We start from the raw sequence: 383 nt of genomic DNA on the forward strand, positions 1-383 counted from the left end.
CAGGGCGATCTGCTTGAGCTGAGCGAAGATGCCCAGCTTGATCCACTCGTTGCGGCGGGTGCGCAGTGTGGTGGCCGAGCAGGTCGTGTCGACGATCGCCTCATACGAGCAGCCGAACCGCAGGACCTGCAGCAGCTTGTCGAACACGATCCGATCCGGGACCCGGGGCCGGTGACAGCCCAGTGGATGAGCGGGGTCGTAGACCGGACGCTCGGGCAACAGCGCTTCGAACTGGACCCACAGCGGTTCGGCAAGCCATGATGGCAAGACAGGCACGGACGATCCTCATTGTCGATCACGGAGCGTAGACAACTACGTGATCTTGAGGCTCCGTGCCTGTATTACATCCTCGCCCGGCAGACGCCCCTATCCGCGCGGCCTCT

At 63.4% G+C, this 383-nt stretch carries 1 protein-coding gene; it reads right to left on the reverse strand.

The window, feature by feature from the left end:
• Window positions 1-276, reverse strand: a 276-nt coding sequence (locus tag E1294_RS52250) for a transposase (protein WP_132520859.1), incomplete at its 3' end; no start/stop codon positions are given.
• Window positions 277-383 lie beyond the last annotated feature (107 nt).

This window comes from Nonomuraea diastatica, assembly GCF_004349015.1.
Classification (GTDB): domain Bacteria; phylum Actinomycetota; class Actinomycetes; order Streptosporangiales; family Streptosporangiaceae; genus Nonomuraea; species Nonomuraea diastatica.